We start from the raw sequence: 23,172 nt of genomic DNA, 5'->3' as shown, positions 1-23,172 counted from the left end.
GTCGTTTCCTTAACCGGCATGGCATGTCGTTTTGCAGTCGCTTCACGCTCGTTGCCGGTATTCCTCGGTTGGCAGGGAGTGAGCGGATAGCGCAAGGTCGGTGCGGTGGTTGTTGATGAACTGCACGCTCAGTTCAACGACGCGCCGGTACTGCAGGTCGACGGTGATCATGTGATAACAGTCGTCCAGCAGGATCTTCACCACTTCACCGCCGAGCTTGCGTTCCACGTAGTCGGCATTCCAGCGGCTGGTGATGTCATCCTCGATGGAATGCAGTACCAGTGCCGGGACGGTGATCGAAGGCATGCGCTTGCGTACCACGGCGTTCATCCGGTGCAGTTCGCGCACGGTTACCCCCTCCATGGTCAACAGGCCGGCCTCGCTACTGTGGCCTTCCTTCATCTGCCGTTCGACGATGGCTCGCAGGCGCTCGTTCTTGATGCCGTAGGGCGGTTTCTCTTCGAACTTGCAGATGTGCACGCCGAACGGGATTTTCATCAGCAACGGTGTGAGGAACGCCAGTTTGTTGATACTCCAGCCGTCGTACTTGAGCGTCGTGGAATACATCAGCAAGCCGGCCACCTGGCCCGGATGCTCGGACGCCACGTACATCGACATCACCGCCCCCATCGACAGACCGCCGACGAACACCTTGCTGTGCTGGCGACGAATGCCGACGAAGGTTTTGCGCACGCCTTCGTACCAGTCGCGCCAGCCGGTGGCCTGCAGGTCGGCATTGCCGCCGCAGTGCCCGGCCAGGGTCGGCACATACACCGTGCAACCGGCCTTGGCCAGTCCCACGGCGACCCGACGCAACTCCGTCGGGGTGCCGGTGAGGCCGTGGATCAACAACACCGCGACCTCCCCTGTGCCGAGAACGAAACCGGCGTCGCCTTCGCCCAGATCGATCCCGGCCGCGTTCATCGTTTCATCGCCCGGGCCAGCAGACGGTCGAGCAGGGCGATGCCCAGGTCGATTTCCGGGTAGCTGATTTCCAGCGATGGCGCGAGGGTGATCACGTTCTTGTAGTAACCGCCCACATCGAGGATCAGGCCCAGTTTGCGACCGTCGATCTCGATGTCGCCCTTCATGCCTTCCTCGACCATGAAGTCCAGGGTGGCCTTGTCCGGGGTGAAACCGTCCGGGGCGCAGATCTCGCAGCGCAGGGCCAGGCCCAGGCCATCGACGTCACCGATGATCGGGTAGCGTTTCTGCAGGTCCTGCAGGCCTTCGAGGAAGTATTTGCCCTTGGCCATGACCATCGCGCCGTAGTCGACTTCGCTGGTCATCTTGAACATTTCCAGACCCACGGCGGTACCCAGCGGGTTGGAGGCGAAGGTCGAGTGGGTCGAACCTGGCGGGAAGACTTTCGGGTTGATCAGTTCTTCCTTGGCCCAGATGCCGCCCAGCGGGTTGAGGCCGTTGGTCAGTGCCTTGCCGAAAACGATCACGTCCGGTTTGACGTCGAAGTGCTCGATCGACCACAGCTTGCCGGTGCGATAGAAGCCCATCTGGATTTCGTCGACCACCATCAGGATGCCGTGCTGGTCCAGCACATGCTTGAGTTCGCTGTAGAAGTTCATCGGTGGAATCACGTAGCCGCCGGTGCCCTGGATCGGCTCGACGTAGAACGCGGCGTATTCACTCTGGCCGACTTTCGGGTCCCAGACGCCGTTGTACTCAGTCTCGAACAGACGGGCGAACTGCTGCACGCAGTGGCTGCCGTATTCTTCCTTGGTCATGCCTTTCGGGCCGCGGAAGTGATACGGGAACGGAATGAAGTTGGCGCGTTCGCCGAAGTGGCCGTAGCGGCGGCGATAGCGGTAGCTGGAGGTGATCGACGAGGCGCCGAGGGTGCGACCGTGGTAACCGCCCTCGAAGGCGAACATCAGGCTCTTGCCGTTGCTGGCGTTACGCACGACTTTGAGCGAGTCCTCGATGGACTGCGAACCGCCGACGTTGAAGTGCACGCGACCGTCGAGGCCGAACTTCTTCTTGGCGTCCACGGCGATCATTTCCGAAAGCTCGATCTTGCCTTTGTGCAGGTATTGGCTGGCGATCTGCGGCAGGGTGTCGATCTGCTGTTTCAGCGCATTGTTCAGGCGCGGGTTGGCGTAACCGAAGTTGACCGCCGAGTACCACATTTGCAGGTCGAGGTAGGCCTGGTCTTCGGTGTCCCAGACATAGGAGCCTTCGCAGCGGCTGAAAATGCGCGGCGGTTCGATGTAGTGAACGGTGTCGCCGTAGGAGCAGTACTTGGCTTCTTTTTCCAGAAGAATCTGGTCTTCCTGGGTAGCGATTCGAATATCAGACATGGTGGAAGAGTTCCTGGGTTTCTGTGTTGAAAGTGGTGGCGTTGGCGGCGCTGGCCTTTGGCAGCAGGGCCAGCAGCGCCGGGAGTTCGGCGAAGCTGTCGAAGCGGGCGTAAGGGATCGCGTTGCGTTCGCAGTACTCGGCGAGGCGCCCCTTGGCGAAGACGAAGTCGGCGGTGGAGGACACGCACATGTCGGACTGGCCGTCACCGATCACCAGCACCCGTTTGTTGCCCGGCGTGGATTTGCATTTGCAGTTGCCGGACGCTGCGCGGCAGGCGTCGCTGGAATGCGGAAAGTCGATGCGCCAGCTTTCGTGATCGAGCTGTCGCAGGCGGTTGGCGAGAATCGGCAGCAGGGTCACGTAGTTGCGCGACAGGATCCGCGCGATGCCTTGCTCGATGCCGTCGCTGACCACTTCGAACGAAGCGCCCAGGCCGATGGCGTGGTCGACGAAGTCGGGGAAGTCCGGATCGATCTCGATGCTGTCGAAGAACTCCAGCAATTGGCCGGGCGTGGCCTTGACCAGCGAGAGCTGGCGGCTGAGGCATTCACGGGAACCGATTTCACCGGCCAGCCACTGGTTTTCGATCGTTTCCCAACTCGGGTCGGCGAAGCGTTCGAGGATGCTGTCGATCACGTCGGTGCGGGTGATGGTCCCGTCGAAATCACACACGATATGCCAGTCAATCATCTGCATTACCTATTGGTCAGAGCGCGTTGTGTGCGCTTGCCGAGGGGTAGAGCAGGGACTGTGCCAAGTGCCACCCGCCCCTTGCCGGCGGGGCCGATCAGGTGCTTTGGCAATTCGAAGCTACAATTTTTGTAGCTTGCTACAAACAACATGAGTGCTTGCGCAGTGGGGGCCATCCGGGGATTGATGCGCGCATGTTCAATTAAGGGAATGGACTCATGAAGAGGAAGACACTGTTTTTACTCGTGGTGCTGAGCGCTTTTTCGGCCAGCGCAATGGCGGACCGGATTACCGGGGAGGCCGGTGTGGGCCTGGGTTATCAGCCTCACGATCCGAGTGGCAGCCGTTATGAAACCCGGCCGATACCGTATCTGGATCTGGACTGGGGCGACGTGAGCCTCAGTACCGATGACGGCCTGACCTGGAGCGCCTTGAAGACCAACGGCTTCAGTGCCGGCCCGTATGTGAATTACCTGCCGGGCCGCACCTCCAACGGCGAACTGCGCGGTTTGCGCGACGTGCCCGACATGGCCGAGGCCGGTGGTTTCGTGCAGTACGCACCGGCCGACTTCTGGCGGGTGTTTGCCTCCGTTGGCCAAGCCATCGGCGGCGGTGGCGGGCAGGGCGGCGTACTCGGTCGGGTCGGTGGCGAGATCGGTTATCCACTGGGCGGCGGCGTGATCGGCAGCAGCAATCTGACTGCACATTTCGCCAACGCCCGGCAGAACAACACCTTCTTCGGTGTCAGCGACAAGGAAGCCCAGGCGTCCGGCATACGCGCCTACAACGCTGGCGGCGGTCTGCAGAACATCGCGCTGACCCAGAGTTTCGAGTTTCCTCTGGGCCCGCAATGGTCGCTTCTGACCAGTGCGAGCTGGATTCACCTGACCGGTTCGGCGGCCGACAGCAGCATCGTCAAAGGCGTCGGCGATACCAATCAAGGCGAGGTGCAAATGGCGATTGCCTATAAATTCAAATAGGCCCGAGGGGAACTGGTCTGGCCTTTGCAGACAGCCGTGACGAACCCATTGTTTCAGGATGTTCTTCATGGCTCGCCCTGCTTACCGTCTGCTGGCCCATTCGTTGTGGGACCTGATTCCCGTCGTCCTCGGCCTGGCCCACTTCGCCTTTGTGGTGTGGCTGGTCCTGGCCTTTCATGCGTTGTCCTGGTGGGCACTGGTGCCGTTGGCGCTGGTTTACGCGGTGAGCCTGTCATGGAGCATCAACAGCATTTCCCACAACCAGATCCACAACGCCTACTTCACGCCAGCGTGGCTCAACCGCGCCTTTGACCTGCTGCTGTCGGTCACCATCGGTTTTTCCCAGACCCTCTACCGCGATATCCACAACCGTCATCACCGGGGCAATTCGGACCGGCCGGGGGCGGATGGCAAGACCATCGATCCGTTGTCGATCTATCAGCGCGGCAAGGATGGTCAGCCCGAGAATCCCTGGGCCTACACCTTCCTGAGTTTTTTTCGCGACGACCCCAAGCCGATCTACGACGAGATGCAGCGCAAACGTCCCGCCGATGCGCGCTGGGTCAAAGTGGAGATCGGAGTGACGCTGGCGTTCTATCTGGGGCTGGCGATCTGTGACTGGCGGGCGGTGCTGGTGTTGCTGCCGTTCTGGTATCTGGGCCAGGCGCTGTCATCGCTCAACGGTTACTACGAGCATTTCGGCGGCAACCCGGATTCGCCCATCGCCTGGGGCGTCAGCGCCTACAGCCCGCTCTATAACTTGCTGTGGATGAACAACGGCTACCACGCCGAGCATCACTACCGGCCGAAAATGCACTGGACCCGGGTCAAGGCGTTTCACCGGGAGATCGCCGGACAACAGCGGGAGGCGGGGGTGAAGGATATTCCGGTGGCCCATGGCCTCGGATTTCTGGTGGCTCATCGCAAGGATTGAACCGTAACCAATGTGGGAGCCCGCGGGCTCCCACGACCGTTCACATCAGTTTTCCTCGCCCTCGGCCAGCAGCGCAATGCCGCCCATGATCACGGCCACGCCCACCCAGTGCAGCAGGCTGATCTGTTCGCCCAGCCCCAGCCACGACCCCAGCAACACCCCGACGAATACCAGCGAACTGAGCGGGAACGCCAGTGACAGGCTGCTGCGCCGCAGAATCAGCATCCAGACAAAGAACGCGCCGATGTAGCAGGCAATCGCCACCAGCACACCCGGCGCCTGGGCGACGCTGAGCAGCCATTGCAGGGTGAAGTCCATTTGCCCCAGTTGATCGCCGCCGATCTTGGTCGCGATCTGTCCGCCACTTTCCAGAATGATCAGCAACGCCCAGAGCACCACGGTGCCGAGGCGGCCATGAAGCCAATCCATCGAGCCATTCCTTTTGAGTATCAGTTGAGAATCAGGCATGGCCGACACACACGAGCATCACGCCCGCCGTAATCACCAGAGTGCCCAGCCAGCGACGGCGGCTGACGGTTTCGCCGAGGAACGACTTGCCGGCCAGCACCACGCCGCAATACGCCAGCGCGGCGGCGGGAAACAACAGGCTCAGGGGGGCCCGGGACAGCGCTTCGAGCCAGACGAAAAACTCGATCACGTAGGCGCCGATCCCGCACCACAGCAGCGGCGCATTGAACACCTGCCCCCAGAACGCACCCAGCCGAAAACCGCCCTCAAGCTCAGGCAGACGATCCAGGCCGAGCTTGAAACAGAGCTGGCCGATCACGTCGAGCACGATGGAAAACGCTACCAGCATGATGACGGTGAAAGTCATGGGAACAGCTCCTCGAACAACTCGATCAGCGCCTGGTTGGTCGCCGAATTGCGCAGCAGATCGGTCTCGCTCCAGCGTTCTGCCGGCGGCTGGTCGGACTTGGCTTCCCAGCGTTTGAACGCGTTGCTGAAGGCCGGGCGGGCGAACTCGCCGCAGATGTCGATGCCGATGATGCGCTTGCTGGCGGCCAGGCTGCGGATGGCCTGGAGCAAGTGGCTCAGGCGCATCTGGCCCTGATCCCAATTGGTCGCGGCGTCTTCGCTGGCCAGCACGTCCTTGTCGATGGTGATCCACACCGCCTGGGTGGGCAGGCTGGCGATCATCCGCTCGAGAAACGCCGACCAGTCCTGATCGGCCAGATTGTTCCAGTGCAGCAGGTTTTCCTGTTGCTGATGGCCGGCGCCGTCACCAACCCGGCCCCAGACTTTCGACGGCGGGTGCTGCCACGGGAACAGCTGCAACACCCCGCGTTTGAGGGCGCCGAGATTGCCACCCTTGATCTGCGGATTCTGCAGGTCGTCACTGCACGGCCCGAGGGTGACGATACGTTCGATGTTCGGCAGTTTCAGGGCCTGATTGACCCACGAACCGCAATGCCGGCGGGGCGCGAAGTGCACCCAGTCGGGGTGGTTGTCGAAGTGGATCAGGCTCACCGGCTCCGGCAAATCAGTCAGGAAGGCCGGCGTCAGATGGTGATAGTCGCCGGAGCCGACAAAAAAGATTTCCGGTGCGGGGCCGCTGTGCCGGGGCCGCTCGCGCAGGCGTTCGGTGAAACGGCGGAAGGTGCGTTCGCTGGACCAGAGCCGAAGTTTCGGGCCCAGGTCGAGCAGGTCCAGGCGCCGGGCACGGCCGCTGTCGAGCAGTCGTGCGATGGACGCCTGACCGGTCAGGCTGTGGTCGAGATCTAAAATGTTCAAGGTCGCAATTCACCCTTGGCAGACCCTCCCAGACACCGGCCTCATCGAACATGAGCGCCGGCCGGGCGGGCTTTCGGGGGTAAATGCAAGGGACGGGCCAGGCCCTCGCCCAGACGCCAGCTCAGGCGTGCAGGCGGATCCAGACGCTGACCAGTGTCGTCGCTGCCATCAGCCACGCGACAGCCGCCACGGCCAATGAAGCTTCAAGGCGCATCCGGTCAACCATCACGTACAGCGTCGCCAGGTACACGAAGTACGGAATGATCGACCACATGCCGAACACGATGGTGGTCTTCAGGTCGTCGAGCGAACGGCCCTTGCCGACGACGTAATGGGCGATCAGGGCGAAGGTCGGAAACAGCGGCACCAGTCCTGCGATGTAGTAGTTTCTGGTCTTGGCCAGCATGGCAAGAATTACCACCACTGCTGCACCGAGCGTTGCCTTGAAAATCAGATCCACATCGTTCTCGCTTAATGGTTCAGGCCGTACTTTTTCACTTTGTCGAACAGCGTGGTCTTGGCCATGCCCAGTTCCTGACTGGCCTGGGTCAGGTTGCCGCCGCTGCGCTGCAGGGCGTCGCTGAGCAGGTTGCGTTCAAAGGCTTCCACCGCTTCGGCGAACGCCAGGCCCTGACCGCCACTGCTGGTGCCTGACTTCTTGAACGCCGGCAAACCGAGGGCGAAACGTTCGGCGACGTTGCGCAATTCGCGCACGTTGCCCGGCCAGTCGTGGCTCATCAGGCTGGACAGGGTCTGGTTGTCCAGCTCCGGCAGCGCTCGGTCGAAGCGCAGGGCCGACTGCTGGGTGAAGTGTTCGAACAGTTGCAGGATGTCTTCGCGGCGCTCGCGCAGGGGCGGCAGTTCCAGCGTCACCACGTTGAGGCGGTAGTACAAGTCGCTGCGAAACGCCCCGGCCTTGCTCGACTCGTCGAGGTCGGATTTGGTGGCCGCGATCACCCGGCAATCCACCGCCACGCTCTGGTTCGAGCCGAGGCGTTCGAGGGTCCGTTCCTGCAACACCCGCAGCAGCTTGATCTGCAACGGCAACGGCATGCTTTCCACTTCATCGAGGAACAGCGTGCCGCCGTCGGCGTGTTCGATCTTGCCGATCCGCCGCTTGCCGGCGCCGGTGAAGGCGTTGGCCTCGTGGCCGAAGATCTCGCTTTCGAACAGGTTTTCCGGCAGGCCGCCGCAGTTCAGCGCGACGAATTGTCTGGTGTGGCGGCGGCTGAAGTCATGCAGGCAACGGGCGACCAGTTCCTTGCCGGTACCGGTTTCGCCTTCGATCAACACGTTGGCCGAAGTGTCGGCGACGTTGGCGATCAGCTCGCGCAGGTTCTGCATGGCCGGCGAGCGACCGATGATTCGACCCTCAAGGGAGTCGCGCTCGGCCAGTTGCCGGCGCAGGAACGAGACTTCGCGGTTCAGGCTGCGTTGCTCCAGCGCACGCCGGGCGACGTCCACCAGCCGTTCCGGGGAGAACGGTTTTTCCATGAAGTCATAGGCACCTTTCTGCATCGCGCCGACGGCCATGGAGATGTCGCCGTGACCGGTGATCAAAACCACCGGCAGGCTGCGGTCCCGTTGCTTGAGGCGGGTCAGCAGTTCCAGACCGTCGATGCCGGGCAGGCGGATGTCACTGATGACGATGCCGGCGAAATTGTCGCCGACCCGTTCCAGGGCTTCCTCGGCACTGCCGACGCCGATGCAGGGAATGTCTTCCAGGGTCAGTGCCTGCTGGCAGCCGAGCAGCACATGGGGATCGTCTTCGACAATCAGCACACTAAGGTCATTGTTCATATTGGCTCGGCAGGAGTAGGGCTTACCAACGGTAAACTGAGGACGAAAGTGGTACCACCGCCGGCCGGGTGCTCGACACCCAGATGCCCGCCAGTGGCGGCGGCCAGACTGGCGGAGAGGGTCAGGCCGAGGCCCAGGCCCTGTTCGCCGGGTTTGGTGGTGAAAAACGGTTCGAACAGATGCTTGCGCGCTTCGGCGTCGATGCCGTGACCGTTGTCGCGCACCCGCAGGCGATATTTGCCGTCAAATTCTTCGCCTTCCAGCCACAGCTCCGGCAGCGGTTGTGCCTGCATGGCGTCGAGGGCGTTGCCGATCAGGTTGACCAGAATCTGTTCCAGTCGCGTCTGGTCGATCTGCACTTGCACATCAATGAACTGACGATGCACTTGCAGCGCGGCTTTTTCGACACGGGCGCCGAGCACTTGCAGCGCGGCGTCCACCGCTTTGCCGAGGCTGGCGCGACCCTTGTCGTCACCGCGCCGGGCGAACGAGCGCAGGCTGGCGGTGATCCGGCCCATGCGGTCGATCAGGTCGTTGATGGTCTTGAGGTTGGTACTGGCGACATCCAGCTGACCCCGTTCCAGGAAACGCACGGTATTGCCCGACAGTGTGCGCATCGCCGCCAGTGGCTGATTCAGTTCGTGGGCGATGCTGGTTGACATCTGGCCGATGGCTGCGAGTTTACCGGCCTGCACCAGTTCGTCCTGGGCCCGGCGCAAGGTTTCTTCGGCCTGACGGCGTTCGCGGATCTGACTCTTGAGCCGTTCGTTGCTGGCGCGCAGGTCGGCGGTGCGTTCGGTAATCCGACGCTCCAGCTGATTGTTGGCTTCCTGCAGGGCTTCCCGGGCGGCGAGGCGGGTGGCGATGACCTTGCGGCGCTCGTTCCAGGCAATCAGCAGGAACGCCACCAAGGCAAACGCCACGGCTACCAGAATCCCCTGATTGATCGCTTCGCGCCGCAGGTCCTGCAACGGCGTGAGCAGGGTGAAGTTCCACGGTGTATCGCTCAATGGCCGGGTCTGCGCCAGGTAGCTGATGTTCTCTTCGTCGCCATCCTGTTGGCTCGGCACTTCGCTGTTGGCCGGGAAGGTGAGTTTTTCCACGCCTTCGGCCAGGGTTTCTCGGGCCAGCGGTTGCAGTTCGTTGAGCGGAAACCAGTAGTACTGCAGGCTGCGGGCGAGTTTTTCCTTGGTCTCGTCGCTCAGTGGCACCACGGATTTCAGGCGTCGGGCCGGGTCGCTGGAGAGAATGATGATGCCGTTCTCGTCACTGACGAAGGCTTCCAGGCGCGCCCGTTGCCAGCGCTCCTCCATGGCCTCCATACGGACCTTGACCACCGCGACACCGATGATCTTGCCGTGTTCTTCCAGGCCATGGGCCAGGTAATAGCCGGGTTCGCCATTGGTGCTGCCGATCCCGTAGAAACGTCCGGGCTGACCGCGTACCGCTTTCTGAAAGTAGGCACGGAACGACAGGTCCTCGCCGAGGTAGCTGTCGACATCGCGCCAGTTGCTGGTGGCCATGACCCGGCCGGTAGTGTCCATGACATAGATGGCCCGACTTCGGCTGCGCCGGTTCAGGCCTTCAAGGTAATCGTTGACCGTTTGCCGGTGTTCCGGAGTCGGGTCGCCGAGCAGCTGTGAAACGCTCGATTCGAGCTCCAGCAGGCTGGGCAGGTAGGTGTATTTGCTGATTTCGCTTTCGACGGCCCGGGCGTTCAGTTCGAGTTGACGCTGGCCGTTTTCGCTGAGGCTGCGAATGCCGAAGTGTTCACTGGTCCAGAAGCCGGCGTAACCCAGCCCGACCATCAAAACGATGACCAGCGGCGGCAGGAACAAATGGCGGATCAGACGGGGTTTCACGGCAAGTGATGGCGTGGTTGCGCGATAGAGATTGGGGTCGCATTTCATCACAGATGCCTTGGGTCAACCACAACACTTGCTTGAGGGCTATCGCCGGCCCCTTGTGGGAGCGAGCCTGCTCGCGATGGCGGACTGACATTCAACATCAATGTTGACTGTAATGGCCTCATCGCGAGCAGGCTCGCTCCCACAAAGGATTGGAGTTGCTCCTGCGAAGGTATTGCTTAGTGCTGCAGGATTTTCTCGAGGAAATGCTGCGCGCGTTCGGAGCGCTGGCTGATGTCGCCAAAGAACTCTTCTTTCTTGCAGTCTTCGATGATCTTGCCGGCGTCCATGAAGATCACACGGTCGGCCACTTTGCGGGCGAAGCCCATTTCGTGGGTCACGCACATCATGGTCATGCCTTCGTGGGCCAGTTGCACCATTACGTCGAGCACTTCGTTGACCATTTCCGGGTCCAGCGCCGAGGTTGGTTCGTCGAACAGCATGACAATCGGGTCCATCGCCAGCGCACGGGCGATCGCCACACGCTGTTGCTGACCACCGGACAGTTGGCCCGGGTGCTTGTGGGCGTGAGCCGAGAGGCCGACGCGCTCCAGCAGTTGCAGGCCTTTTTTGGTCGCTTCTTCCTTGCTGCGGCCCAGCACCTTGATCTGCGCGATGGTCAGGTTTTCGGTGATGGTCAGGTGCGGGAACAGTTCGAAATGCTGGAACACCATGCCGACGCGCGAGCGCAGTTTCGGCAGGTTGGTCTTCGGATCGGCAATCGATGTGCCGTCGACCACGATGTCGCCTTTCTGGAACGGCTCCAGTGCGTTGACGCACTTGATCAGGGTCGACTTGCCCGAACCGGACGGGCCGCAGACCACGATCACTTCACCCTTCTTGACCTCGGTGCTGCAATCGGTCAGCACCTGGAAGTCCCCATACCACTTGTTGATGTTCTTGATAGAGATCATACGGCGAACCTTTTTTGCAGACGCTTGACCAGCTGCGAGGCGGCAAAGCTGATGGTGAAGTACACGAGACCTGCGAAGATCAGGAACTCATTCGAGCGGCCAATGATGTCGCCACTGGCGCGCGAGGCGTTGAGGAAGTCCACCAGGCCCACGGTGTAGACCAGCGAGGTGTCCTGGAACAGGATGATGCTCTGTTGCAGCAGCAGCGGGGTCATCTTGCGGAACGCCTGGGGCAGGATGATCAGGCGCATCATCTGGCCGTAGGTCATGCCCAGTGCCTGCGCCGCACCCATCTGGCCCTTGGGAATCGACTGCACGCCGGCCCGGACGATTTCGCAGAAATACGCCGCTTCGAACATCATGAACGCCACGATGCACGAGGTGAACGCGCCGATCGGGGTGTCTTCGCCGGTGATCCAGCGCAGCACGAACGGCACCGCCAGGTAGAACCAGGTGATCACCAGCAGCAGCGGGATCGAACGGAAATAGTTGACGTAGGCGCCGGCGATGCTCGACAGCAGTTTGCTGTGGGACAGACGGCACAACGCAAGGATGGTACCGAGGATGATCCCGCCGACCACGCCCAGCGCCATCAGCTTGAGGGTCATCAGCATGCCGTTCCACAGGCCGGGAATGGCCGGAACGATGCCACTGAAATCGAATTCCATCATTTACCCCCCACGGAGATCAGGCCGGGCACGGCGACTTTCTTCTCGACCATGCGCATCAGCAGCATCAGGCTCATGTTCAGGGTGAAATAGATCAGGGTCGCCAGGGTGAAGGCTTCAAACAGGTTGGCCGAGAATTCGGCGGTCTGTTTGGTTTGCGCCAGCAGCTCCATCAGACCGATCAGGGACGCCACGGAGGAGTTCTTGAACACGTTCAAAAATTCCGAGGTGAGCGGTGGAATGATGATCCGGTAGGCCTGGGGCAGCAGCACGTTCCAGTAGATCTGCGGCAGCTTGAAACCCATGGCGCGAGCGGCGGATTCCTGGCCGCGCGGCAGCGCCTGGATACCGGTGCGAACCTGTTCGCAGACCCGGGCGGCGGTGAACAGGCCCAGGCACACGACAACGCTCAGGTAGGCCGAGGTGGTCGGGTTCAGGTCCTGTTTGTACCAGTCCTGCAGGTTCTGCGGCAGCATGTCGGGTACCAGGAAGTACCAGATGAACAGCTGAACCAGCAGCGGCACGTTGCGGAACAGTTCGACGTAGCAGGTCGCGATGCCCGACACGATGCGGTTCGGCACGGTGCGCATGATGCCCAGCAGCGAGCCCAGCAACAGGGCGATGATCCAGGCCACGATGGCGATGGCGATGGTCCAGCCCAGGCCGGAGATGAACCAGTCGAGATAGGTCTCGCTGCCCACGCCGGTGGACTTGAAGAACACGCCCCAGTCCCAGTTGTAATTCATTAGGGTCTCCCCTCGATTCGATCGATGTACAAGTGCCCGCCTGGGGAAGATCCTTTCCCGTCTGACGTTGAACGTCAGGCACACGCGATCGGCTCGAAAACCACCAGGTCGAGTGTTCCAGTTGAAACCAGCAGGTATTAACTGTCGCCCGAGGGAGGGTTGGCTCCCTCAGGTGACAAGGTTAGATCAGTGTCAGATTTTTACGTCTGGCGCAGGCTTGTCGCTCGGATTGGCGATCAGCTCTTTAACCTTATCGCTCATCGGGAAGTTCAGGTTCAGACCCTTCGGCGGGATCGGGCTCTCGAACCACTTGCTGTAGATCTTGTTGATCTCGCCGGATTTGTAGAGCGCGACGATGGCGTCGTCTACAGCCTTCTTGAAAGCCGGGTCGTCTTTGCGGACCATGCACGCGTAGGCTTCGAAGGACTGTGCAGTACCGGTGATGACCCAGTCGTCCGGCTTCTTGGCCTTGGCTTCTTCGCCGGCCAGCAGGGCGTCGTCCATCATGAAGGCGACGGCGCGGCCGCTCTCCAGCATCTGGAAGGATTCGCCGTGGTCCTTGGCGGAGATGACGTTCATGCCCATCTGCTTGTCAGCGTTCATCGCCTTGATGATGCGCTCGGAGGTGGTGCCAGCGGTGGTCACGACGTTCTTGCCTTTCAGGTCGGCGAAGTCAGCGTAGGACGGCTTGCCTTCCTTGTCTTTCTTGACCAGCAGGCGGGTGCCGATTTCGAAGATGTTGGTGGTGAAGGCGACTTGCTGGGCGCGTTCGGCGTTGTTGGTGGTGGAGCCGCACTCGATGTCCACGGTGCCGTTCTGTACCAGCGGGATACGGGTCTGCGAGGTGACCAGGTTGTACTTGACGTTCAGGTCAGGCTTGTTCAGGTCTTTTTTCAGGGCTTCGACGATAGCGACCTGAATGTCGTGGGAGTAGCCCACGGGTTTGCCCGAAGCATCGGCGATGTAGGAGAAGGGAATGGAGCTGTCACGATGCCCGAGGGTGATGGTGCCCGAGTCGTTGATCTTCTTAAGGGTGCCGGTGAGCTCGGCAGCGAAAACTGGTGTGCTGATCAGAGCGGCAGCAATGGCTGCGCCCAGGATATGGGGAACGATGCGCATCAAATTTTCCTCGACATTGTTTTTTTTATGGAGCCGGTTGAGCGGGCCCTTTTGTACTTCGAATGCCTGACGGCTCCTGTTGTGCTGGCGCAACAGGCATTCGTCGAAGGAGTGTAGAGCATGAGTCGTGCCAGACCAGTCGATAGGCGTTAATGCATTGATTTATAACGTTATTAAAGTTTTGTGATGGTGTTTTTCCATGAATCTGATCCGGTTAACCGAATTGACCGTCAGGTCGCATTCGGAAAACCGAACGTCTTCAATGCGCCTTGTTTCAGCTTGAATGCAAAAAGCCCCTGAATCTTTCGATTCAGGGGCTTTTTGTTCGGCGACGAACGAATCAGGCCGCTTCGATCTTGCTGCGGTTCTGCTCGACCTTGTTCAGGTACACCGCGAGTTTTTCCTGCTCGGCCGGGGTGGTGAACAACCCCAGTTTGCTGCGGCGCCACAGGATGTCATGCGCGGTGGTGGCCCACTCTTCGGCACACAGGTAGTCGACTTCACGGGTGTAGAGCCCGCCGCCGATGTGTTCGCCCAGGTCGGTCAGGGTGTCGACGCCTTCGAGCATGCGCCAGGTGCGGCTGCCGTAGGTGGTGGCCCAGCGGCGGGCGATTTCGGTCGGTACCCAGTCGAACTTGTCGCGAATCAGCGCGCTCAAGGCCTGCGGCGTGGTCATGTCTTCGCCGCCCGGCAGGGTGGCGCTGGCGGTCCAGCTCGGGCGCATCTGAGTGAAGAACGGCATCAGTTGTGCCATCGCCGACTCGGCGAGCTTGCGGTAGGTGGTCAGCTTGCCGCCGAATACCGACAGCAACGGCGCTTCTTCGGTGCTGCCGGACAGCGCCAGGGTGTAGTCGCGGGTCACGGCCGAAGGATTGTCGGACTCGTCGTTGCACAGCGGACGTACGCCCGAGTAGGTGTGCAGGATGTCGTCACGGCCGATCTGCTTCTTGAAGTGGGCGTTGACCACTTTCAGCAGGTAATCGGTTTCGCCGTCGGTGATTGCCACTTTGGCCGGATCGCCGGTGTACTCGCGGTCGGTGGTGCCGATCAGCGTCAGATTGTTCAGGTACGGAATGGTGAAAACGATGCGCTGATCTTCGTTTTGCAGGATGTGCGCGTGATCGCCCTCGTACAGTTTCGGCACGATGATGTGGCTGCCCTGGATCAGTCGGATACCGTACGGTGATTCCATCTTCAGGTCGTCACGGATGAACTTGGCGACCCACGGGCCGGCGGCGTTCACCAGCGCTTTGGCGGTGATCGAAAACAGGCTGCCGTCGGCGCGCTCCAGGTTCAGGTGCCACAGGCCCTTGGCACGGCGGGCGCTGACGCAACGGGTCTGGGTGTGCACATGGGCGCCTTTTTCGCGGGCGGCCATGGCGTTGAGCACCACGAGACGGGCGTCGTCGACCCAGCAGTCGGAGTATTCGAAGCCTTTGCGGATTTCGCTTTTCAATGCACTGTCGGCGCCGAACTTCAGGCTTTTCGAGCCTGCCAGTTTCTCGCGCTTGCCGAGGTGGTCATAGAGGAACAGGCCAGCACGGATCATCCACGCCGGACGCAGGTGCGGGCGGTGCGGCAGCACGAAACGCATCGGCTTGACGATGTGCGGGGCCTTGGCCAGCAGCACTTCGCGTTCGGCCAAGGCTTCGCGCACCAGACGGAATTCATAATGTTCGAGGTAGCGCAGACCACCGTGGATCAGCTTGCTGCTGGCCGATGAGGTATGGCTGGCCAGGTCGTCCTTTTCGCAAAGGAACACCGAGAGACCGCGACCGGCGGCATCCGCTGCGATCCCCACGCCATTGATCCCGCCGCCGATGACGGCGATGTCGTAGATCTCGGAGATAGGGGGCGTACGCAAGGTAGATGTGGACATCGGCTGGCCTCGGGCTCTTTTGATTTTCTGTCTTGGAAATCGAACATGAATGTTCATTTGCGAAAATGGTAGCCCATAAAGACGCGCGCAGCCAGTCGACTTCGATTGAAAAAACTCATCGAAGGGCGGGGAAAGGAAAATATTCGAACATCAGATGTGCATAAGGCGCCAGTGCAGGCGCCTTCTGCGGGAGAGGGTTAAACGACTTCGAGGCGAATCTTGTGCTGGCTCAGCAATTGCGCCAGGGCCGGCACCGGTTGCTGATCGGTCACCAGGCAATCGATCAGGCTGATCGGGCCGAGGCGGATCATCGCGTTACGCCCGAACTTGCTGGAGTCCGCCGCCAGAATTACCTGCCGGGCATTGGCGATGATTGCCTGGGACACCCGCACTTCCTGGTAATCGAAGTCGAGCAGGCTGCCGTCTTCGTCGATACCGCTGATGCCCACCAGTGCAAAGTCGACCTTGAACTGATTGATGAAATCCACGCTGGCCTGACCCACCACGCCGCCGTCGCGACGCACGTTGCCGCCGGTCAGCAGCACATCGAAATCATCCTTGGCGCTGAGCATCGAGGCGACGTGCAGGTTGTTGGTGATGATTTTCAGGTGGCTGTGATTGAGCAGGGCGCGGGCAATCGATTCGGTGGTGGTGCCGATGTTGATGAACAGCGAGGCGTGATCGGGGATCTGCGCGGCGATGGCTTCACCGATGCGTTGTTTTTCATCGCGCATCTGATCGGCGCGCATCGCATAGGCGGTGTTTTCGACGCTGGAATCATAAGCGGCGCCGCCATGGTAGCGACGCAGCAGATTGGCTTCCGCCAGTTGATTGATATCGCGGCGGATGGTTTGCGGGGTAACAACGAACAGCGTGGCCATTTCCTCGATGCTCACATAGCCGCGTTCGCGGACCAGCTCGAGGATTTGCTGCTGACGGGGAGGCAGATTCATGGGGCTTCCTTTGGGCTGCCGTGCAAAATTTGCCCATGATGACGCAGGAATCTCCTCCCGACCAGTTTCCAAACAACGTGAAAGCTACTGCGCTCGGCAATCCTGCGTTAAAAACAGGCTCGGACTGCTCATTTACAAACCCGTAAACTCCGCGTCCTCGCCTGTTTTTGCCTTGTCTTGCCTTCGCTCGCTACGCTTTCACGCTGTTTGGACCAGCCTTAGTCAGTCCTCAGACTGGCTTATTCAGCGTCCTCGCGTTCCCAGTCACGGGTACGGCTGACGGCTTTTTTCCAGCCTTTATAGAGCTTCTCTTTGGCCGCTTCGTCCAGACTCGGTTCGAACTCGCGCTCGATCACTGCCTTGCCGCGCAGTTCTTCCAGGCTGCCCCAGAAACCGCACGCCAGGCCGGCCAGGTAAGCCGCGCCGAGCGCTGTGGTTTCGCGCATTTGCGGGCGCTCGACCTGAGTGCCGAGGATGTCGGCCTGGAACTGCATGAGGAAGTTGTTGGCTACCGCACCGCCGTCCACGCGCAGGGCCTTGAGGCGTTCGCCGGAGTCCTGTTGCATGGCGTCGAGTACGTCGCGGGTCTGGTAGGCGATCGATTCCAGCGCGGCGCGGATGATGTGATCCACACGCACGCCGCGGGTCAGGCCGAACAGCGCGCCACGGGCATACGGGTCCCAGTAGGGAGCGCCGAGGCCGGTGAAGGCTGGCACCAGGTAGACGCCGTTGCTGTCCTTCACTTTATTGGCGAAGTATTCGGTGTCGTGGGCGTCGTTGATGATTTTCAGCTCATCGCGCAGCCACTGCACGGTCGAGCCACCGTTGAACACCGCGCCTTCCAGTGCGTAAGCCACTTCGCCGCGTGGGCCACAGGCGATGGTGGTGAGCATGCCGTGTTGCGATTTCACCGCTTTGTCGCCGGTGTTCATCAGCAGGAAGCAGCCGGTGCCGTAGGTGTTTTTCGCCTGGCCCGGCTCCACGCACATCTGGCCGAACAGCGCGGCCTGCTGGTCGCCGGCGATACCGCCGATGGCGATGCCGCTCTTGGTACGACCGTAGATTTCCGAGGAGGCTTTGACTTCCGGCAGCATCTCGCGCGGGATGTCGAGGATCTCCAGCATCTTCGCGTCCCACTCAAGCGTGTGGATGTTGAAGAGCATGGTGCGCGAGGCGTTGGTGTAGTCGGTGACGTGGACCTTGCCGCCAGTGAATTTCCAGATCAGCCAGCTGTCGACGGTGCCGAACAGCAGTTCGCCGTTGCGCGCACGTTCACGGCTGCCCTCGACGTTGTCGAGGATCCACTTCAGTTTGGTGCCGGAGAAGTACGGGTCGGTCACCAGACCGGTGTTGTCGCGGATGTAGTCTTCATGGCCGTCGCGCTTGAGCTGCTGGCAGATCTCGGTGCTGCGGCGGCATTGCCAGACGATCGCGTTGTAGACCGGGCGACCGGTGGTCTTGTCCCAGACCACGGTGGTTTCACGCTGGTTGGTGATGCCGATGGCGGCCACCTGATCGTGATGCAGACCGGCCTGGGCCAGCGCTTCGACCATCACCGCGCTCTGGGTGGCGAAGATTTCCATCGGGTCGTGTTCGACCCAGCCGGCTTGCGGGTAATGCTGGGCGAATTCGCGCTGCGCGGTGCAGACCACGTTCGCATCGCGGTCGAAAATGATCGCACGGGAGCTGGTCGTACCCTGATCGAGGGCAATGATGTAGTTCTTATTCTGAATGTCGGTCATGTCGATTGCCTTGGACGAAATAAGGGAGAGTGGGCCGTGGCGCAGGCTCGGATTGGCAGGAACCCGCGCCGACTTGTTTCAAGAAGTTCTTGGTTTGCCGTCAATGGCCGGTTCTGCATCCTTTGTAGCAGGTGTGGCGCCGGTCAGGTGACGGGCAATCAGACCGCGATACCCGGCAGCGCCGAGGCAGGCACCGACAATCGGTGCAAAAATCGGAATCAGGAAGTACGGGATTTCACGTGCGCCGGTGAAGGAAATTTCACCCCAGCCTGCGAAGAAAGTCATCAGTTTCGGACCGAAGTCGCGGGCCGGGTTCATCGCGAAACCGGTCAGCGGGCCCATCGAGCTGCCGATCACGGCAATCAACAGGCCGATCAGCAGCGGCGCCAGCGGGCCTTTCGGCAGGCCGTTGTTATCGTCGGTCAGGGACATGATCACGCCCATCAGGATCGCCGTGATGATCACCTCGACCAGGAACGCCTGGGCCGTCGACAGCGCAGGGTTCGGGAAGGTGGAGAACACCGACGCCAGTTCCAGGCTGGCGGCCGAACCACGAACCATATGGTGAGTCTGTTCGAAATCGAAGAACAGGTTGCTGTACAGCGTGTAAACCAACAGCGCGCCGCAGAAGGCGCCGGCAATCTGTGAAAGGATGTAGAACGGCAGTTTGCGCTTTTCGAAGTCGGCAAAAATGCTCAGGGCAATACTGACGGCAGGGTTCAGGTGCGCACCGGAAACCCCGGCGGTGAGGTAGATCGCCATGCTCACGCCGACGCCCCAGATGATGCTGATTTCCCACAGACCGAAGCTGGCGCCCGCGACCTTGAGCGCCGCGACGCAGCCTGTACCGAAGAAGATCAGAAGTGCAGTACCCAGAAACTCGGCCAGGCACTGGCTCGAGAGCGATGGTTGCTGTAACGCAGTTGTCATTGAAAACCTCGGTTTTTGTTGTTGTCTGGCGCGTTTGCCGACAGGGCAAGGCGCGATTTTCGCCGGGGCAGGATCCCCATCCTGTTCCCGGTTTACTGCTGGTTGCTGCGGTGACCATAATTCTTACATTATTCAGATTCGAAAAAATATAGACAAGAAACAAAGCTGTCAAAGGTCGAAAGTGAACCGTCAGTCACAAATAAACTATCAGTCAGGTGAATGATCCTGCGGGGCACTCGCCGGGCAATCCGACTGTCAGCCTGCAAGCCGCGGGAAACGTGGCGCGCAATAGAGCCTTTTGCTTGGCGATGGCCTAGAATCCGGCGCAGGTTTTTTTGTTACTGCCGAGCCTGGAGCTGCCATGACCCCTGCGTTGGACTTGTTGAAAAAAGTTCGTGCCGAACATCGCGTGCACAGTTACGAACATGACCCGAAAGCGGCGTCCTACGGGCTGGAGGCCGCGGAAAAACTGGGGCTGGAGCCGGCACAAGTGTTCAAGACTCTGCTGGCGGCCAGTGAAAAAGGTGAATTGCTGGTGGCGGTGGTGCCGGTCGTCGGAAGTCTCGACCTCAAGGGGCTCGCCCACGCGGCCGGAGTAAAGAAAGTCGAAATGGCCGACCCGGCCGCTGCGCAACGTTCCACCGGTTACCTGTTGGGCGGCATCAGTCCGCTGGGACAGAAAAAGCGCCTGCGCACTTTTATTGATAATTCCGCCCAGGGGTTTGCGACCATTTATGTCAGTGCCGGTCGACGCGGGCTGGAGGTCGAACTGGCGCCCGCGGTTCTCGCCGAGCACACCCAGGCGAAGTTCGCCGACATTGGTCGCGCCTGAGTTCTGTATGAGAAAAATTGACCGGCTCTGTCACTGGCGATGAACGAGCCGTAGCGTCATGCTCTTTCGACTGACACGGGGAGAAGGTTATGCAGCTCGAGTTTCATCAGGTCGACGCATTCAGCGATAGGCCGTTCAGTGGCAACCCGGCGATGGTCTATCGGCTCGACGCCTGGCTCTCGGACAACTTGATGCAGAAGATCGCCGCCGAGCACAACCTGGCGGAAACCGCGTTTCTGGTGCGCGAAGGTCAGGCCTGGCACATCCGCTGGTTCACGCCGACCACCGAGGTGCCGTTGTGCGGTCACGCGACCCTGGCCAGTGCGTATGTGCTGTTCGAGATTTACAAGGAAACGGCCGAGCGTCTGGAGTTCATCTGCAAGTCCGGGCCGTTGAGTGTGAGTCGGGAAGGTAACCGATTGTGGCTGGATTTTCCGGCCATCACCCCTTCGGAAATCGGCGTGACACTGGATGTCGAGCGAGCGTTGGGCGTTCAGGCGGTGGATGTGCTGGGTTCCAACGAACTGTTCGTGGTGCTCGAGTCGGAGCAGGCGGTGCTCGATTGCACGCCGGACATGGTCGCCCTGGCCAAACTGCCCTGGCTCGGTGCCATCGTCACGGCCCGGGGCAATCAGCATGATTTCGTCTCGCGCTATTTTGCTCCTGCCATTGGCATCAATGAAGATCCGGTGACCGGCTCGACCCATTGCAGCCTGATCCCGTACTGGTCCAAACGGCTGGGCAAATCGAGCCTGACGGCTTGCCAGCGTTCGTCGCGGGGCGGGGAGTTGTTCTGTCGGCTGGAAGGCGAGCGGGTGAAGATCGGCGGACATGCGACCCTGGTTGCCAGCGGCACATTAATGCTGGGCTGAGAGCAAAAAACAAGGGAGCCATCAGGCTCCCTCATTATTTGTCGGCAGATCAGTGCGCGGTGCTGTAGCGACGAACGCCGTTTTCCACAGCGGGAATCTGCGCAGCGGTGCTGCCGGACGCCTGGAACAGCACCAGATGTTCCGCCGCCACACGAATCCCGACATCAGCACCGATCTGATGGTCAGCATGGCTCGGGAAGATCGATTCCAGTTGAGCGCCGGTCGGCAGTTGCAGGCGATACAGGGTCGAAGCCCCAAGGAATGTCTTGCCGACGATCCGTGCTTTCAGCCCGCTGTCCGGCGCGTAAACGATGTCGTCCGGACGCAGCAGCACATCCACCGCGCCACCGACCGGCCAGGTGTAGGCGCGATTGCCGCGCAGTTCACCAAGTTCGGTGTGCACCGATTCCGGGCTGCCGAGCTGGCCGCGAATGAAATAGCCCTGGCCAATGAAGCTGGCAACAAACGGTGTCGCCGGTTCGTGATAGAGGTTGTAAGGCGTATCCCACTGCTCCAGCCGGCCTTCCTTGAACACGCCGACGTGATCGCTGACGGCGAAGGCTTCTTCCTGATCGTGGGTCACCAGAATTGCGCTGGTGCCACGGGCCTTGAGGATGTCGCGCACTTCATGGCTGAGCTTGCGTCGCAGTTCGCCGTCGAGGTTGGAGAACGGCTCGTCGAGCAGCAGCAGTTGCGGCTCCGGCGCCAGGGCGCGGGCGAGGGCGACACGTTGCTGCTGGCCGCCGGACAGTTCGTGCGGGAAGCGCTTGCCGAGGTTCTTCAGGTTGACCAGTTCCAGCAGTTCTTCGACGACGCGCTCCTTGTTCGGGTGCTTGCGAATGCCGAAGGCGATGTTGTCCGCGACACTCAGGTGCGGGAACAGCGCGTAGTCCTGGAACACCATGCCGATCCGGCGCTTCTCCGGGGCGAGGGTGAAACCGGCTCTGGAGAGGGTTTCCCCGCCGAGCTGGATTTCCCCTTCGTGCACCGGTTCGAAACCGGCGATGGCGCGCAGGGTGGTGGTCTTGCCGCAGCCGGACGAGCCGAGCAGGCAACCGATGTCGCCGGCGTTGAGGTGCAGATTGAGGTTCTGCACCACACGTTGATCTTGATAGCCGCAAGCGAGGTTGCGCAGGTTCAGCAGTAATTCATGACTCATGCGTGGTGATATGCCGGTTCGACGAGGAACTCGAGCAGGGCCTTCTGTGCGTGGAGACGGTTTTCTGCCTGATCCCAGGCGACGGAGCGCGGGTCATCGAGCAGGTCGAGGCTGATTTCCTCACCGCGGTGGGCGGGCAGGCAGTGCATGAATAGCACGTCATCGGCAGCCAGGTCGAGCAGGGCGCGGTTGACCTGAAACGGCGCAAACAGCTTCAGGCGCTTGGCGGTTTCCTCTTCCTGGCCCATGGAGGTCCAGACATCGGTGCTGACCAGGTGCGCGCCACGCACGGCGTCTTTTGGGTCGCGGACGATGGTCACGCGATCACCGGCCCGGGCCACGAACTCGGGATTTGGCTCGTAGCCTTCAGGGCAGGCCACGTGCAACTGGAAGTCGAACTGGATCGCCGCTTCTATATAGCTGTTGCACATGTTGTTGCCATCGCCGATCCAGGCCACGGTCTTGCCCTGGATCGAGCCACGGTATTCGAGGAAGGTCTGCATGTCGGCCAGCAACTGGCACGGGTGCAGGTCATCGGACAGGCCGTTGATCACCGGCACGCGGGAGTTGGCGGCAAATTCGGTCAGGGTGCTATGGGCAAAGGTACGGATCATCACCGCATCGAGCATGCTCGACATGACGATGGCGCAGTCGCCGATGGGCTCGCCACGGCCCAGTTGGGTGTCGCGCGGCGAAAGGAAGATCGCCTGGCCACCGAGCTGGATCATGCCGGCCTCGAAGGAGATCCGGGTACGGGTCGAGGATTTCTCGAAGATCATCCCCAGGACGCGGTTTTTCAAAGGCTCGAACAGTACGCCGCGGTTACGCAGGTCCTTGAGCTCAACGCCTCGACGGATCACGCTGACCAGCTCTTCGGGCGTGCAATCCATCAGGGAGAGAAAGTGCCTTGCGCTCATCATTGACTACCTTTTTGCTACAAACCGCAGATGCTCAAAGCCTTGTTTATCGGAACAACGGG

Annotated in this window: 23 protein-coding genes; 4 read left to right on the top strand and 19 right to left on the bottom strand. The window is 60.9% G+C overall.

The window, feature by feature from the left end; genetic code table 11:
• Positions 1–42: 42 nt before the first annotated feature.
• From C6Y56_RS22735 to C6Y56_RS22725, 3 genes are read right to left on the bottom strand one after another with little or no spacing between them, the layout of a single operon-like run.
• Complete coding sequence (locus C6Y56_RS22735; RefSeq protein ID WP_169431727.1) at positions 43–924, bottom strand: alpha/beta hydrolase; 882 nt, start codon at positions 922–924, stop codon at positions 43–45.
• Positions 921–2,315 (bottom strand): aspartate aminotransferase family protein, encoded by a 1,395-nt coding sequence (locus C6Y56_RS22730; RefSeq protein WP_169431726.1) that lies wholly within the window; start codon positions 2,313–2,315, stop codon positions 921–923. Before C6Y56_RS22730 ends, C6Y56_RS22735 begins: the two co-directional genes overlap by 4 nt.
• Positions 2,308–3,006, bottom strand: a complete 699-nt coding sequence (locus tag C6Y56_RS22725; protein WP_169431725.1) for an HAD-IB family phosphatase — start codon at positions 3,004–3,006, stop codon at positions 2,308–2,310. The genes C6Y56_RS22730 and C6Y56_RS22725 overlap by 8 nt, the downstream gene beginning before the upstream one ends.
• A gap of 218 nt (positions 3,007–3,224) precedes the next feature.
• On the opposite strand from C6Y56_RS22725, the gene C6Y56_RS22720 reads away from it, so the two are divergent.
• Positions 3,225–3,986 carry a MipA/OmpV family protein gene (locus tag C6Y56_RS22720; protein ID WP_169431724.1) on the top strand — a complete coding sequence of 254 codons (762 nt, stop codon included), beginning with the start codon at positions 3,225–3,227 and terminating at the stop codon, positions 3,984–3,986.
• Positions 3,987–4,053: 67 nt separating this feature from the next.
• Positions 4,054–4,920 carry a fatty acid desaturase family protein gene (locus C6Y56_RS22715; RefSeq protein ID WP_169431723.1) on the top strand — a complete coding sequence of 289 codons (867 nt, stop codon included), beginning with the start codon at positions 4,054–4,056 and terminating at the stop codon, positions 4,918–4,920.
• Positions 4,921–4,965: 45 nt separating this feature from the next.
• Here C6Y56_RS22715 and C6Y56_RS22710 read toward each other — a convergent pair whose 3' ends face one another.
• The 14 genes from C6Y56_RS22710 to C6Y56_RS22645 all read right to left on the bottom strand — a co-directional run bounded on the left by C6Y56_RS22710 (position 4,966) and on the right by C6Y56_RS22645 (position 19,330).
• Positions 4,966–5,349: a transporter gene (locus C6Y56_RS22710; RefSeq protein ID WP_432760313.1), complete on the bottom strand. Its 384-nt coding sequence runs from the start codon at positions 5,347–5,349 to the stop codon at positions 4,966–4,968.
• Between the two features lie 31 nt (positions 5,350–5,380).
• On the bottom strand, positions 5,381–5,755 hold the full coding sequence (locus C6Y56_RS22705; RefSeq protein ID WP_169431721.1) for a transporter: 375 nt from the start codon (positions 5,753–5,755) through the stop codon (positions 5,381–5,383).
• The gene (locus C6Y56_RS22700; RefSeq protein ID WP_169431720.1) at positions 5,752–6,672 is read right to left on the bottom strand and encodes an arginase; all 921 of its coding nucleotides are present in this window, start codon (positions 6,670–6,672) and stop codon (positions 5,752–5,754) included. Before C6Y56_RS22700 ends, C6Y56_RS22705 begins: the two co-directional genes overlap by 4 nt.
• A 121-nt stretch (positions 6,673–6,793) precedes the next feature.
• On the bottom strand, positions 6,794–7,123 hold the full coding sequence (locus tag C6Y56_RS22695) for a GlpM family protein (protein ID WP_169432693.1): 330 nt from the start codon (positions 7,121–7,123) through the stop codon (positions 6,794–6,796).
• A 20-nt stretch (positions 7,124–7,143) separates the two neighbouring features.
• Positions 7,144–8,424: a sigma-54-dependent transcriptional regulator gene (locus tag C6Y56_RS22690; protein ID WP_249314451.1), complete on the bottom strand. Its 1,281-nt coding sequence runs from the start codon at positions 8,422–8,424 to the stop codon at positions 7,144–7,146.
• Positions 8,425–8,468: 44 nt separating this feature from the next.
• Complete coding sequence (locus C6Y56_RS22685) at positions 8,469–10,382, bottom strand: sensor histidine kinase (RefSeq protein WP_169431718.1); 1,914 nt, start codon at positions 10,380–10,382, stop codon at positions 8,469–8,471.
• A gap of 176 nt (positions 10,383–10,558) precedes the next feature.
• Complete coding sequence (locus C6Y56_RS22680) at positions 10,559–11,293, bottom strand: amino acid ABC transporter ATP-binding protein (protein ID WP_007953170.1); 735 nt, start codon at positions 11,291–11,293, stop codon at positions 10,559–10,561.
• On the bottom strand, positions 11,290–11,961 hold the full coding sequence (locus C6Y56_RS22675; RefSeq protein WP_169431717.1) for an amino acid ABC transporter permease: 672 nt from the start codon (positions 11,959–11,961) through the stop codon (positions 11,290–11,292). The genes C6Y56_RS22680 and C6Y56_RS22675 overlap by 4 nt, the downstream gene beginning before the upstream one ends.
• Entirely contained in the window at positions 11,961–12,707 is a 747-nt protein-coding gene (locus C6Y56_RS22670) for an amino acid ABC transporter permease (RefSeq protein WP_169431716.1), read from the bottom strand. The genes C6Y56_RS22675 and C6Y56_RS22670 overlap by 1 nt, the downstream gene beginning before the upstream one ends.
• Positions 12,708–12,899: 192 nt before the next feature.
• On the bottom strand, positions 12,900–13,826 hold the full coding sequence (locus C6Y56_RS22665) for a glutamate/aspartate ABC transporter substrate-binding protein (protein WP_169431715.1): 927 nt from the start codon (positions 13,824–13,826) through the stop codon (positions 12,900–12,902).
• Positions 13,827–14,166: 340 nt separating this feature from the next.
• On the bottom strand, positions 14,167–15,705 hold the full coding sequence (glpD, locus tag C6Y56_RS22660; RefSeq protein WP_169431714.1) for a glycerol-3-phosphate dehydrogenase: 1,539 nt from the start codon (positions 15,703–15,705) through the stop codon (positions 14,167–14,169).
• 197 nt (positions 15,706–15,902) lie between these two features.
• Complete coding sequence (locus C6Y56_RS22655) at positions 15,903–16,658, bottom strand: DeoR/GlpR family transcriptional regulator (RefSeq protein WP_007953179.1); 756 nt, start codon at positions 16,656–16,658, stop codon at positions 15,903–15,905.
• 239 nt (positions 16,659–16,897) lie between these two features.
• The gene (glpK, locus tag C6Y56_RS22650; protein ID WP_169431713.1) at positions 16,898–18,400 is read right to left on the bottom strand and encodes a glycerol kinase GlpK; all 1,503 of its coding nucleotides are present in this window, start codon (positions 18,398–18,400) and stop codon (positions 16,898–16,900) included.
• 78 nt (positions 18,401–18,478) lie between these two features.
• A complete protein-coding gene (locus tag C6Y56_RS22645; RefSeq protein ID WP_169431712.1) occupies positions 18,479–19,330 on the bottom strand; it encodes an MIP/aquaporin family protein in 852 nt (283 codons plus the stop codon).
• Positions 19,331–19,691: 361 nt separating this feature from the next.
• On the opposite strand from C6Y56_RS22645, the gene ybaK reads away from it, so the two are divergent.
• Positions 19,692–20,162, top strand: a complete 471-nt coding sequence (ybaK, locus tag C6Y56_RS22640; protein ID WP_085709490.1) for a Cys-tRNA(Pro) deacylase — start codon at positions 19,692–19,694, stop codon at positions 20,160–20,162.
• An 89-nt stretch (positions 20,163–20,251) separates the two neighbouring features.
• Entirely contained in the window at positions 20,252–21,034 is a 783-nt protein-coding gene (locus C6Y56_RS22635) for a PhzF family phenazine biosynthesis protein (protein WP_169431711.1), read from the top strand.
• Positions 21,035–21,083: 49 nt separating this feature from the next.
• Here C6Y56_RS22635 and C6Y56_RS22630 read toward each other — a convergent pair whose 3' ends face one another.
• Both C6Y56_RS22630 and argF read right to left on the bottom strand, forming a co-directional pair.
• Positions 21,084–22,193, bottom strand: coding sequence for an ABC transporter ATP-binding protein (locus tag C6Y56_RS22630; protein ID WP_169431710.1), 1,110 nt, complete (start codon positions 22,191–22,193; stop codon positions 21,084–21,086).
• Positions 22,190–23,110 (bottom strand): ornithine carbamoyltransferase, encoded by a 921-nt coding sequence (gene argF, locus C6Y56_RS22625; RefSeq protein WP_169431709.1) that lies wholly within the window; start codon positions 23,108–23,110, stop codon positions 22,190–22,192. Before argF ends, C6Y56_RS22630 begins: the two co-directional genes overlap by 4 nt.
• Positions 23,111–23,172: the final 62 nt, after the last annotated feature.

Source organism: Pseudomonas fluorescens, assembly GCF_012974785.1.
GTDB lineage: Bacteria > Pseudomonadota > Gammaproteobacteria > Pseudomonadales > Pseudomonadaceae > Aquipseudomonas > Aquipseudomonas fluorescens_BT.
This window is presented reverse-complemented; position numbering and strand designations above follow the sequence as displayed.

What these genes read in the sequence shown, in the direction of transcription:
- C6Y56_RS22675 (WP_169431717.1), bottom strand. Translation starts at nt 11,961, where the DNA reads ATGGAATTCGATTTCAGTGGCATCGTTCCGGCCATTCCCGGCCTGTGG.
- argF (WP_169431709.1), bottom strand. Translation starts at nt 23,110, where the DNA reads ATGAGCGCAAGGCACTTTCTCTCCCTGATGGATTGCACGCCCGAAGAG.
- C6Y56_RS22715 (WP_169431723.1), top strand. Translation starts at nt 4,054, where the DNA reads ATGGCTCGCCCTGCTTACCGTCTGCTGGCCCATTCGTTGTGGGACCTG.
- C6Y56_RS22730 (WP_169431726.1), bottom strand. Translation starts at nt 2,315, where the DNA reads ATGTCTGATATTCGAATCGCTACCCAGGAAGACCAGATTCTTCTGGAA.
- glpD (WP_169431714.1), bottom strand. Translation starts at nt 15,705, where the DNA reads ATGTCCACATCTACCTTGCGTACGCCCCCTATCTCCGAGATCTACGAC.
- C6Y56_RS22645 (WP_169431712.1), bottom strand. Translation starts at nt 19,330, where the DNA reads ATGACAACTGCGTTACAGCAACCATCGCTCTCGAGCCAGTGCCTGGCC.
- ybaK (WP_085709490.1), top strand. Translation starts at nt 19,692, where the DNA reads ATGACCCCTGCGTTGGACTTGTTGAAAAAAGTTCGTGCCGAACATCGC.
- C6Y56_RS22705 (WP_169431721.1), bottom strand. Translation starts at nt 5,755, where the DNA reads ATGACTTTCACCGTCATCATGCTGGTAGCGTTTTCCATCGTGCTCGAC.
- C6Y56_RS22720 (WP_169431724.1), top strand. Translation starts at nt 3,225, where the DNA reads ATGAAGAGGAAGACACTGTTTTTACTCGTGGTGCTGAGCGCTTTTTCG.
- C6Y56_RS22680 (WP_007953170.1), bottom strand. Translation starts at nt 11,293, where the DNA reads ATGATCTCTATCAAGAACATCAACAAGTGGTATGGGGACTTCCAGGTG.
- C6Y56_RS22670 (WP_169431716.1), bottom strand. Translation starts at nt 12,707, where the DNA reads ATGAATTACAACTGGGACTGGGGCGTGTTCTTCAAGTCCACCGGCGTG.
- C6Y56_RS22685 (WP_169431718.1), bottom strand. Translation starts at nt 10,382, where the DNA reads ATGAAATGCGACCCCAATCTCTATCGCGCAACCACGCCATCACTTGCC.
- C6Y56_RS22665 (WP_169431715.1), bottom strand. Translation starts at nt 13,826, where the DNA reads ATGCGCATCGTTCCCCATATCCTGGGCGCAGCCATTGCTGCCGCTCTG.
- C6Y56_RS22735 (WP_169431727.1), bottom strand. Translation starts at nt 924, where the DNA reads ATGAACGCGGCCGGGATCGATCTGGGCGAAGGCGACGCCGGTTTCGTT.
- glpK (WP_169431713.1), bottom strand. Translation starts at nt 18,400, where the DNA reads ATGACCGACATTCAGAATAAGAACTACATCATTGCCCTCGATCAGGGT.
- C6Y56_RS22725 (WP_169431725.1), bottom strand. Translation starts at nt 3,006, where the DNA reads ATGATTGACTGGCATATCGTGTGTGATTTCGACGGGACCATCACCCGC.
- C6Y56_RS22630 (WP_169431710.1), bottom strand. Translation starts at nt 22,193, where the DNA reads ATGAGTCATGAATTACTGCTGAACCTGCGCAACCTCGCTTGCGGCTAT.
- C6Y56_RS22710 (WP_432760313.1), bottom strand. Translation starts at nt 5,349, where the DNA reads ATGGATTGGCTTCATGGCCGCCTCGGCACCGTGGTGCTCTGGGCGTTG.
- C6Y56_RS22635 (WP_169431711.1), top strand. Translation starts at nt 20,252, where the DNA reads ATGCAGCTCGAGTTTCATCAGGTCGACGCATTCAGCGATAGGCCGTTC.
- C6Y56_RS22655 (WP_007953179.1), bottom strand. Translation starts at nt 16,658, where the DNA reads ATGAATCTGCCTCCCCGTCAGCAGCAAATCCTCGAGCTGGTCCGCGAA.